The 10,199-nt window shown below is 60.4% G+C and carries 14 protein-coding genes and 1 pseudogene; 12 read left to right on the top strand and 3 right to left on the bottom strand.

From position 1 onward, the window contains the following. Together KBY71_RS13035 and KBY71_RS13030 are read right to left on the bottom strand one after the other, a co-directional pair. Positions 1-522: WD40 repeat domain-containing protein (locus KBY71_RS13035; RefSeq protein ID WP_254929323.1), on the bottom strand; the 522-nt coding region annotated here is incomplete at its 3' end. A 7-nt stretch (positions 523-529) separates the two neighbouring features. Continuing rightward, on the bottom strand, positions 530-1,513 hold the full coding sequence (locus KBY71_RS13030; RefSeq protein WP_254929322.1) for a GTP-binding protein: 984 nt from the start codon (positions 1,511-1,513) through the stop codon (positions 530-532). A gap of 73 nt (positions 1,514-1,586) precedes the next feature. On the opposite strand from KBY71_RS13030, the gene KBY71_RS13025 reads away from it, so the two are divergent. From KBY71_RS13025 to KBY71_RS12985, 9 genes and pseudogenes are all read left to right on the top strand, one after another. Continuing rightward, positions 1,587-1,997 carry a Fur family transcriptional regulator gene (locus KBY71_RS13025; RefSeq protein ID WP_254929321.1) on the top strand — a complete coding sequence of 137 codons (411 nt, stop codon included), beginning with the start codon at positions 1,587-1,589 and terminating at the stop codon, positions 1,995-1,997. 241 nt (positions 1,998-2,238) lie between these two features. Beyond that, positions 2,239-2,556: a nucleotidyltransferase family protein gene (locus tag KBY71_RS13020; RefSeq protein ID WP_254929320.1), complete on the top strand. Its 318-nt coding sequence runs from the start codon at positions 2,239-2,241 to the stop codon at positions 2,554-2,556. A 115-nt stretch (positions 2,557-2,671) separates the two neighbouring features. Continuing rightward, positions 2,672-2,857: pseudogene (locus tag KBY71_RS13015) on the top strand (DUF86 domain-containing protein); the annotation flags it as partial. 81 nt (positions 2,858-2,938) lie between these two features. Further along, positions 2,939-3,121, top strand: a complete 183-nt coding sequence (locus KBY71_RS13010; RefSeq protein WP_254929319.1) for a hypothetical protein — start codon at positions 2,939-2,941, stop codon at positions 3,119-3,121. A gap of 237 nt (positions 3,122-3,358) precedes the next feature. Next, positions 3,359-3,844, top strand: coding sequence for a hypothetical protein (locus KBY71_RS13005; RefSeq protein ID WP_254929318.1), 486 nt, complete (start codon positions 3,359-3,361; stop codon positions 3,842-3,844). A 17-nt stretch (positions 3,845-3,861) separates the two neighbouring features. Next, positions 3,862-4,143: a hypothetical protein gene (locus tag KBY71_RS13000; RefSeq protein WP_254929317.1), complete on the top strand. Its 282-nt coding sequence runs from the start codon at positions 3,862-3,864 to the stop codon at positions 4,141-4,143. 183 nt (positions 4,144-4,326) lie between these two features. Beyond that, on the top strand, positions 4,327-4,677 hold the full coding sequence (locus KBY71_RS12995; protein WP_254929316.1) for a nucleotidyltransferase domain-containing protein: 351 nt from the start codon (positions 4,327-4,329) through the stop codon (positions 4,675-4,677). Further along, positions 4,664-5,047 carry a HEPN domain-containing protein gene (locus tag KBY71_RS12990; RefSeq protein ID WP_254929315.1) on the top strand — a complete coding sequence of 128 codons (384 nt, stop codon included), beginning with the start codon at positions 4,664-4,666 and terminating at the stop codon, positions 5,045-5,047. Before KBY71_RS12995 ends, KBY71_RS12990 begins: the two co-directional genes overlap by 14 nt. Positions 5,048-5,644: 597 nt before the next feature. Then, the gene (locus tag KBY71_RS12985; RefSeq protein ID WP_254929314.1) at positions 5,645-5,896 is read left to right on the top strand and encodes a hypothetical protein; all 252 of its coding nucleotides are present in this window, start codon (positions 5,645-5,647) and stop codon (positions 5,894-5,896) included. A gap of 177 nt (positions 5,897-6,073) precedes the next feature. On the opposite strand, the gene KBY71_RS12980 is transcribed toward KBY71_RS12985, so the two are convergent. After that, positions 6,074-6,442 (bottom strand): AbrB family transcriptional regulator, encoded by a 369-nt coding sequence (locus KBY71_RS12980; protein ID WP_254929325.1) that lies wholly within the window; start codon positions 6,440-6,442, stop codon positions 6,074-6,076. A gap of 265 nt (positions 6,443-6,707) precedes the next feature. Between KBY71_RS12980 and istA the strand changes: the two genes are divergently transcribed. From istA to KBY71_RS12965, 3 genes are all read left to right on the top strand, one after another. After that, positions 6,708-8,021 (top strand): IS21 family transposase, encoded by a 1,314-nt coding sequence (gene istA / locus KBY71_RS12975; protein ID WP_254929313.1) that lies wholly within the window; start codon positions 6,708-6,710, stop codon positions 8,019-8,021. Continuing rightward, on the top strand, positions 8,021-8,890 hold the full coding sequence (gene istB, locus KBY71_RS12970) for an IS21-like element helper ATPase IstB (protein WP_315858563.1): 870 nt from the start codon (positions 8,021-8,023) through the stop codon (positions 8,888-8,890). Before istA ends, istB begins: the two co-directional genes overlap by 1 nt. Before the next feature lie 481 nt (positions 8,891-9,371). Then, complete coding sequence (locus tag KBY71_RS12965; RefSeq protein ID WP_254929312.1) at positions 9,372-9,911, top strand: hypothetical protein; 540 nt, start codon at positions 9,372-9,374, stop codon at positions 9,909-9,911. Positions 9,912-10,199 lie beyond the last annotated feature (288 nt).

The raw sequence follows: 10,199 nt of genomic DNA, 5'->3' as shown, positions 1-10,199 counted from the left end.
ACACGGCTGCCACAGCACCACTTCACCGTGGCAACTGGCCGCTAGCTGTACCCCATCGGCGCTCCAGGCCAGGGTCTGGATCGTGCCGGGCAACGGCAACGGTGGCTCACGCCATTGGCGGTTGGCCCCATCCCAGAGCCGCAGCTCGCGCCCGGCCGCCACTGCCAGCAGTAAGCCACCAGGCTGCCAGGCCGCCGCATCGATCCAGCCACTGCCAAGGGGGATGGGATCCATGGCCAGCGGCCGCACCCCGGTGCCACCCAGCTCCCAGAGCAGCAGCTCGCCGGCCTGACCTGCGGCCATCAGGAACTGGCCATTGCCGCTGAAACCGACCACGTCAAGGCTGCTGTCATGGTCGCCCCGCAGCAGCTCCTCACAGCCGGCGCGGAAATCGAGCAGCAGCAATTCACCACCGGTGCTGGTGATGGCTAGAAACTCACCATCAACCGACCAGGCCATCGCCGAGATTGGCTGCTGCAGATCACCGCAGAGCCGTTCGCTCACCAGGGTTGCCTGAGCCATCGCCTACTCAGGCCACACACGCCAGGAAGCTCGCTCGCAGGGCCTCAGCATCGAGATCGCGGCCGATGATTACAAATTCGCTTTGGCGCCGCTCACCGGCTTTCCAGGGGCGATCGAAATCGCCATCAACCAGCATGTGGACCGACTGGAGCACATAGCGCTCATCCTTGCCAGCGAGCTGGATGATGCCCTTCATGCGGAACAAATCCGGCCCGCGGCTGCTCACCAGCTCCGAGATCCAGCTGCCCAACTTCTCCATGTCCATGGGCCGCTCCTCCACTAGGGCCACAGAACCCACAGCATCGTCATGCTCATGGGCGTGCTCGTCCACCAAAAAGCCTGGATCGAGGCTTAGGGCACGCTCCAGCTCGAAGGCCTGAACGCCCAACAGCTCCTGCATCGGCACATCGGCGTTGTGGCTGGTGAGCAGGCGAGCCATGGGGTTGATGGCGCGCACCCGCCGCTCGATCGCGGCGCGCTCGCTGTCGCTCACCAGATCGGCCTTGTTGAGCACCAGCACCTCGGCGAAGGCCAGCTGCTCCTGCACCTCCTCCGTATCCCAATGCAGCTCAACGTGCTTGAGATCCACCAGGGTGACCACCGCATCCAGCCGCAGCTCATCGCGCAGGTCTTCATCGACAAAGAACGTTTGAATCACCGGGGCCGGATCGGCCAGGCCGGTGGTTTCAATCACCAGGTGATCGAAGCGATCACGCCGCTTCATCAGGTTGCCGATGATCCGAATCAGATCGCCGCGCACGGTGCAGCAGATGCAGCCGTTGTTCATCTCGAAGATCTCCTCATCGGTATCAACTACCAGCTGGTTGTCGATGCCCACCTCGCCGAACTCGTTGACGATCACCGCCACCTTGAGGCCGTGCTCGTGGGTGAGGATCCGGTTGAGCAGGGTCGTCTTGCCGGCACCGAGGTAACCGGTGAGCACGGTCACTGGCAGGCGCTCGGCGGCGGGAACGGGGCTGGAGAAGGCCATGGCCAGGCTGGGTCGGGCCCAAGAGTGAGAATGGTTGTCGTTCTAGCAAAGGCAGCCGCCCGGATCGACCCCAATGGCTTCCGCGACTTCTTTTCCCAGGCAGCAGCCCCTGCTCCAGCTGCTCCAGCAGACGGACGGCGAGCTCAGCGCCCAGGAACTGCACCAACGCTTGAGAGCAACGCGGCACAGCACCGGCCTGGCAACCGTTTACAGGGTTCTCAAACAACTGCAGCAAGCCGGATTAGTGCGCTGCCGCAAGCTCCCCAGCGGCGAGGCCGTCTATGCGCCGGTGGATCGGGATGAACACCATCTCACCTGTGTGCAGTGCGGTCTTATCCAGGCTCTCCCCCTTTGCCCGATCAGCAGTGGCAGCTTGGGGCTGGGTGCGGTTTTGCTGCAGGGTTTCAGGCCGCTGTTCCACACCTTTGAAATCCATGGGCTCTGCAGCCGCTGCCAGCAACATGAAATCGCAGGGGATGAGTGATCAGGTGGTCGCCGTAGACGATGGGAGCCCACGAATTTCATCTCTACCTCGCCCACTTCAACAACACCACTGACGCCAAGTAGTTGGGCATGTTGCTGATATCTGCGGTTGCCTGATGACTCTCATGGCCACCACTTTCAGGATCGATTTTCCCGAAAGACTTGCTAGCTAGGGCCTTAGGGGGCAGCAGAGCTGACTGCGCGGCCGAACTAGTCGATACTGGCTTGATGCAACTGGTTCCATGACCAGCTCGATCGCCCAACCAGCACTCGACCTTCAGGAGCTCCTTTCGCTTCTGCGCGGGCGCCAGAGCGAGTGGCGGCAGCGATATCAGTTGCAACGCATCGGCCTGTTTGGCTCCACGGTTCGCAACCAAGCCACCGCAAACAGTGATGTGGATGTCTGGGTGGAACTTGACCCGCTCACACCCTTCGCGACGGTGCACCTCAAAGAAGAGCTGGAGCAGCTGCTGCAGCGCCCTGTTGACCTGGTGCGCTTGCGAGAGCGCATGAACCCGGCGCTACGAGCGGCGATCCTCAAAGAGGGCATCAGCGCGTGAATGGTGATCTGCTTTTACTGCTGACGCCACTGCGACAGGCCAGGGCCTACTCGATGTGATCTGCATGCAGTTCTAGGCAGCCGGGGAAGCTCTAAAGCGATTAGAGAAACTCCGCCCAGGACTTCTGGCGGCCAGCTTCCCTGAGATCGATTGGAAGGGCGCCATGGGATTCCGCGATGTCATTGCGCACCAGTACTTCGATTTGGATGCTGAGCAGGTGCTGCTGATCTACCAGGAAGCCTTGCACGGTGTTCTGGACGCCATTCGCAGCTTGGAAGCACGTAGTCGGCAACCCTCTTGAGCCAACGACGTATTGGCCTCGGCAAGAGGTATTGACAGCGCCGCGATGGGCTGCCGATTCCACTGACAGCCGAGAAGGGTCATGGCCACCAGCACCACAGCCTCCAGCACCAACACTGCCCGCAGCGCGGGTGAGGGCAACGACCAACTTGAGCCGCACACCTACGCCGACGACCCCAACGACGGGGGTGAGGCTGAAGCACGGCCTGGCAGCAGCGATATCTATTCGCTAGCTGCAAGCGATCCTGGCCCCAGCGCCCATTAGCCAGCCCCTCAATGAAAGGACGGCCTAAGCGAAGCCGTTAAGGCTGAACGGCGCCGCAGCAACAACCTTGAAAAAGAACTGCGTGGTGTACGGCAGCAGCTGACCCGCTTCTCTGAGATCAACCCGGAGGAATACTCACGCCTGCAGGAGGCAGAACGGCAAAAGCAACTGCTGGAGCAGCAGGTGGAGCTGCGCGAACGGCAGATGGAAGAAGCCTCCGCCAAAAAGGTGGCAACCGTGGCTGCCGAACGTGATGGCGCCCAAGCCCTTGTGCTGGCCTTGCGCAAGGAACGGCTGCTGGAGCGCGCTTTTTCAGAAGCAGAAGGCCGAACCGGCGGCGACGGGCGCGGCACCTTCTTTGATGTCTTTAAGGGTCAGCTGGGGGAGAGCTTTCGCCTAAGCGCCGGTAAGGACGGGAGTGATGTGCTCGAACCACTCGACAGCCAGGGCCAGCCGTTGCTGGGGGATGACGGGCGACCACTAAGCACCGCTGACTTCCTCGATCAGCTGCGTATCCACCCCGTCTACGGCTTCCTGTTTCAACAGCGTGGTGCCATGGGTACAGGTGCCATTGGCGCCGGTGGACTGGGCAACGCAACAGGGGTGGGAGCTGGTGCGGTAGCTGGCGGTGGGTTTGGCGAGGTGCTCAACCCCCAGACGATGAGTGCCAGTGAGCTCTATAGGGCTGGCTTTGTCACCAAGGGCCGCAGCCCACGTCGCTGAGCACAGCCGTTCAGCAAATGGCCAGCCGCTACTACCTGGTGTTCTGGAGCCGCCGCTCGACAGCCACCGTGGTGCCGGCTGCCACAGCTGCTCAGGCCCGCACTAGAGCCCATGCCCGCCATAAGGCGGGTTACGGCACCCTCCTCTCAGCCCGCCAGGCCAATGCGGCCGACCGTCGCTTGATCCGCAAAGGTGCCTGGGTGCGTCGCCGCAAGGACGGCAGCAGCCCCCAGTTCGGCACTGCTGCTGCACGAACAGTGGCAAGACGCCAGCGCAGCCGTTACCGCAGCTGGCTCTAAGCGGTCCTATCGGTGCGAGGCAGTGATGGAGCCCAGAAAGCTCGAGCAGGCGCTAGTGGGTGGAGGGGAGTCGTTAGCAGGAGACCAGAAGCTGCCTGTTGTTATGGCTAGGTCGATCACCATTGGAGCTGCGACTTGTGTTTTTCGCAAAGACCGCGGCATCCTTAGGGTCTAGGTATTGCCATGACCACAGCTCCAGCCGCCACGATCAGCGAAACCCAGCTGCAGCAGATGGCGGCTGAAATCCGGGATGAGATTCCTGGCGCTGATGTGCTGTTGTTTGGCTCCCATGCCCGGGGCGATGCGCGCGCGGATTCCGACATCGATCTGCTGATCACCGCCAGCGACAGCTGGTTGCTGCAGAACAACCGCTTTGACACCCTCGGCAAGCTCTGGCGCCGGCTCGCGCACCACCGAATCCCCATTGACCTCCTGCTCTATTCCCAGAGCCAGGTGGCAGAACGGCGGCATTGGCTCAGCCACGTGATCGCGAGGGCCTACCGAGAAGGACGGCTGCTGCATGGCCAACCCTGAGGCCCAGGCCCTGCTGCGGATCGCTCGCCGCGATCTCAAGGCAGCAGAGGTTCTGCAGATCCCGTCCATCGATGAATCCAGCTGGGGCTTTCAGATTCAGCAGGCCGTGGAAAAAGCCCTGAAGGCCTGGTTGTTCAGCCTTGGCGAGGAGCCACCGCTGATCCATAACCTCACGGCCTTGCTGGAACGGGTCGCGGATGCGGGCGGGGATGTCGAGCCCTTTCTGGCTTTAGAAGCGTTCACCGTCTTTGCCGTCCAGTTCCGTTACGACGCTGAGCCAGAGCCGATGGAGCTGGACCGCAGCGACTGGCAACAGCGGGCTGTGGAGCTGGTCGATCACGTCGAGCTGATCGTCCGCAGAGGCTGCTGATCCACCAGCTGGGCGCTGCCAGTGAGTGATGAAAGGGGCCGAGAGACCCCAAAGGGGGCCACAGATAGCTCGCGGTCGATGTTGCGCACCATCGCCTCGGTGGTCTCGCGTGCTGACTGGGGACGGCGGTTTTGCATTCCTCCGCCCTGCTCCCGATCAATACCTCTGCCAATCTGGAGCAATGCCCTGGACGCCCTACGCCGACTGGATCTTTACGGCGGTGAGCACCGGCAGCATCCTGCTGATTGTTTGGCTGGTGCTGCGGCCCAGGCCGTGAAACCAGAAGCCCGATCGCGTTCAAGGTGGCGGCCCCACCCTTGCAATGGCCGCTCCCCCCAACAGCAGGCCAATGCTGCCGATAGCCGCCTGATTCGCCAGGGCAGCTGGGTAAGACGCCGCCGTAATGGCATCAGTCCCCAGTTCGGGTCTGCTCGCTCTAAGGCCAGTGCCCGCAAGCAGCGCAGTGCTTACCGGGGCTGGCTGTAACGACTGATCAAAGTGTTCCCCTCGATACAACCAAGTGGTTTGCTGGGTGGCCATGGTGATGAGCTGGGTCGCACCGCTAGGTGCGCCCGGCAGAACCAAAAGAGAAAGCGGATGCAGATTTCAACTAGCAAAGGGGCAGAGCGTTGCTACCGCCTTATTGATGGTGGCTGTGAGCCGCACCGCGAGCTCGACGCCCAATACAGCAGCCTTGATGACGCGATCGCTGATGCCATTGCCTGGGTTGAACCGATCACTGAAAGCAACCACCCCGCTGCACTGATCGGCGTGGAGGTATCCACCACTAAGGGGGGCTGGCGCACCTGCCGTATGCCAGGGCCTTTGCTGTGCCCGTTGCCGCGCTGACGGAATTGGCAGGCCAAGAGGCTGCGCAGAGTTGCTCAAAAATCCAGCAACATAAAACCCCCGGGGTGAGCGGGGGATTCTCTGGAGCGGCCGGGCAAGGGAGTGCAGGCGCTCATGCCGGCACCTAACTCTCTGGCGCCTGCTTTCACTGTGCAAGAAATCACAGCTGGCGGCTGCTCACTCCTCTTCTGCGCTGCCCAAAGGGATCAGCTTGATCTGCTTTTTGCCCAGCTTGATCTCGAACTCATCGCCTGGCTTGAGGTCGAGCATGGCTGTGTAGGCCTTGCCCACCATGAGATTGCCGTTGAACTGGATCTTAGTGGTGTAGCTCAGCTTGCGGCCACCTTTACCAGTGCTCCGCCCGGCGCTGTCGGTGCCAAGGTTCACTCCCTTGGCATTTAGCAGGGCCTCATAGAAAGCGGTGAAGTTGAGGCGCTCGCTGCCATCTTTTTTGGCGCTCAAGTAACCGCATTCGCGCACCAACTCGGATTTGGAGACATCGCCTAGCTCCTTGAGCTTGGCGAGTAGTTCGGGGCCGGTAAATATTGTGAATTTTGCAGTTGTTTTATAATATGCTAAATCCGCATGACATGTCAATCAACTACTTCAGAGTGTAAGCCTTTGTCAGGCGACATCGAAAACTGAGCCAGAGGCGACACGAAAACTGAGCCACTTTTCAGACGATCCATCGAGCAATTCACCTGGGGTTGTTCTTGTTCCGCTCGAGCCGGAGCGGGCTAAGGCAGTGCCGTCAACGGCGGGTGTGGGCTTTGGCGTTGCCTTGAGTGGGCAGGGCCATGCATCACGGGGTTTGATCGACCTGGAAGGTGCGATGCAGACGCCGGAGGAGGTGCTGGTGATGCGCCAGCTGCTAGAGCGCGGTTGGAGCAGGCGGCGGATTGCGGCGGAGCTGGGGATGTCCCGCAACACGCTGGATCGCTACCTGCGGCTCGATGAGTGGCAGCCGTACAGCACCCTCAACCGTCCAGGGCGACTTGATGAGCATCGCCAGTGGCTGCAGCAGCAGTTTGTAGGCGAAGCCTTCTCCGAAGGAGTACAGCACCACGGCAACGCCGAGGTGGTGCGGCAGGAGCTGCTGAAACAGAAGGGAATCGGGGTGAGCCTGCGCACCGTCGAGCGAGCGGTGCAGACGTGGCGAGAAGCGCTGCGCCAGAGCCGTCAAGCAACGGTGCGCTACGAAACCCGGCCAGGCAAACAGCTGCAGGCTGACTTTGGTGAGCTGTGGGTAGAGATTGGCGGGGTGCGCACCAAAGTGCACATCTGTGTACTGACCCTCGGCTACTCGCGCCGGCAGGTGGTGCGGGTGTTTCGCCACCAGCAGCAACGCCATTGGCTGCAGTCGCTGGAGGAAGCGTTCCGCTCCTGGGACGGTGTGCCTGAGCAGGTGCTGGTCGACAACGCCAAGGCGCTGGTCACGCTCAACAACCCCAGAACGGGCGAGCTGGTGATCAACCCCACCTTTGCTGCCTTTGCACGCCACTGGGGGTTCACACCTAAAGCCTGCTGGCCGCACCGACCGCAGACAAAAGGCAAGGACGAGCGCGGGGTCGGCTATGTGAAACGTGGCGGACTGGCCGGTCACCGCTTTGACACCTGGGGCCAAATGGAAAGCCATCTGGAGTGGTGGAACCGCGAGATCGCCGACGTGCGCATCCATGGCACCACCGGTGAGCGACCGCTGGAGAGGTTTCAGAGGGAGGAGGCAGCAGCGCTGCTGCCGTTGAACGGCAAGCCGTCGTACCTGGCGGAGCAGGAATTCAGCCGTCGTGTCGCCAGGGACTGCTGCGTGCAAGTGGAAGGCAACTGGTACAGCGTGCCGGCGGCCCTGGTGAGCCAAAACGTCACGGTGCAGATCCGCAACCAGCAGGTGGTGATCCGCCAAGCGGGCTGCATCGTGGCGCGTCATTCCCGCCAAATCGCCAACCAGCGCTCTCGTCAGGTGATCGCCGGCCATTGGGCCGGCCTGGTTCCTCAGCGGGCGATCGATGCAGCCCAGAGCGGCAACGGCGCCGTCGCTGAGGTGGTGCTGCTAGATGCGGTGCGGCGCTCCGCGCTGGCCCGGCCCCTGAGCGACTACGCAGCCGCCATAGCGGAGGTGGGCTGATGGCACGCAGCAAGCCAGCTACAACAGCGGCAGTAGCCACCGGCCTCCCCACAGCTGAGCCAACCGACATCGCACGGATGGTGGAGGAACTCGATGGAATGCTCATCCGGCTGCGGCTGGGGGCAATCCGCGAGCAGCTCGACGCTCTGCTGGAGGAAGCGGCACGCCGGCAGCTAAATCTGCGCGAAACCTTGGCCTGGCTCTGCGCAGCTGAGGTGGCCAGCAAGGAGCAGCGGCGGTTGTCGATGGCCATGACCATCGCCCGGTTCCCTTTAGTGCGCACTCTGGAGGGATTTGAGTTTGAGGCGCAGCCCTCGATTGATCCAGGCAAGATCCGCGATCTGGCCACCTGCCGCTGGGTCGCCAATGGCGACAACGTTGTGCTGCTGGGTCCGCCCGGTGTGGGCAAGACCCACCTGGAGGTGGCCCTCGGCCGAGAGGCGGTCTCCCGGGGCTACACCGTGCAGTTCACCACGGCGATGGAGCTACTCGGTTCGCTGGTCAAAGGTCAGCAGCAGGGCACGCTGGAAGTGCGGCTGGCGCAGTACACCAAGTCAAAACTGCTGATCATCGATGAGCTGGGCTATCTGCCGTTGGAGCCGGCGGCAGGGCACCTGTTCTTCCAGCTGATCTCACGCCGCTACGAGCAGGGCAGCGTGCTGATCAGCTCCAACCGGCCGGTGGAGGAGTGGGACGAAGTGTTTGGCGACCAGGTGGTAGCCGCCGCGATCCTCGACCGGTTGCTACATCACAGCCATGTGGTGACGATCCGCGGCGATAGCTACCGGCTCAGGGAGAAGCGCAGGTCCGGGCTGTTCCGCACTCAGGCGGTTGGCTCCTCGCCGCCGATGCCTACCAAGGAGAACTGAGGGAAACAGCAAGAACAACACCGCCTGCACCCACGACAGAAACAACCCAGTAACCAGCCACGAAACCATGAACAAGCAAAAAAACTTCCGTCGCCGCCAACGTGGAATCACTCCGATAACGACACCCCGCAAAAGCCCAGGGGTGGCTCAGTTTTCGATGTCGGAAGTGGCTCAGTTTTCAGTGTCGCTTGACAGGGGGATCTGCTGGCGGACATTCAGGACTGTGAGAGCGAGTTGGGGACTTATGCCTCCTTGGGTGCCTTAGTGCTTCCTCCTCCCTGCTCCAGATAGACCCGCAACCATTGCGCTGCTACCTCTGCCGCTGTTCCTTTTTCCAAATCCGCTCCAGTGATTTGCGGAACTCTCCACCGCTTTGTGATCGTGCCAGGTCACGCCTCCAAAAGATGCTATCTTCAAAAAAGGCGTTTAACTAGTTCTTACAATGCAAATAAAGCAATTAATGCGATCAAAGCGACTGCTAGTGGCAATTAACGCGTTAGCGATCAATGTGGCAATCACCTCCCCTGCAAGCGGGAATAATGTATCGGTTATAAACGAAAAAGGTGAGCATGTGACCATCGAAAAGTCATCAGTCAGGCTAACGCCAATTTACAAGGGTGCATTATTCGCTGAATTGAAGAATAAGGAGGCAAACCATCAGTCCGCAAGACTACAGTTTCAAGCATGCGGGAAAAGCATGGATAATTTCTACTGTTCGAAGATGTATGGCGATGATGTATTGGAGAAAAAGCAAAAAGTTCCTGGCACGATCCTCCAGATCGCTTTTGATCCCTTCTATGTCATTGTTTCTTACAAACCAGTTATTACAGATTTAATCAATCAACGGAGAGTCGGCGAAGATGCGCTGATTGTCTGCCTAAATCCAAAAGTCCCCATTGGTTACTGGAGTGCTATCAATCAGTACAAACCAATCCTCAAAAGCGCCCCAAGCATGATAAACAATAAGCAACCCCTGGAGGAACTCAAGTTCAAAGCATGCAAGCATTTCGTAAGATTTTAAGAATCAAACTTTGCGATTTGTTCGTGTTTTCCTGGCACTGATCATCTACGCAGTCGTGACGGGATTTGTCCAAAGCAAATGCATCATTTTCGGTTGCGATTAAAGATTGGAGACTGTTAACTCACGGGGCAAAAGCGACGGAACTTATTGTAGACATCGCCTCTTCTGCTGAGCGTCGAGAGCGCGTGGATTCCTTGTTGTGGCAGGTTCAGCAGCCCCCGGTTTCAGGAAAGTTGTCACCCCTGTGATCAGTACACCCGGGGGCTTGAGGACATGAGCAATGCGTCG

Source organism: Cyanobium sp. T1B-Tous, assembly GCF_024345475.1.
Classification (GTDB): Bacteria; Cyanobacteriota; Cyanobacteriia; order PCC-6307; family Cyanobiaceae; genus Cyanobium_A.
The sequence above is the reverse complement of the archived record's forward strand: the minus strand, read 5'-3'. Positions and strand labels throughout refer to the sequence as shown.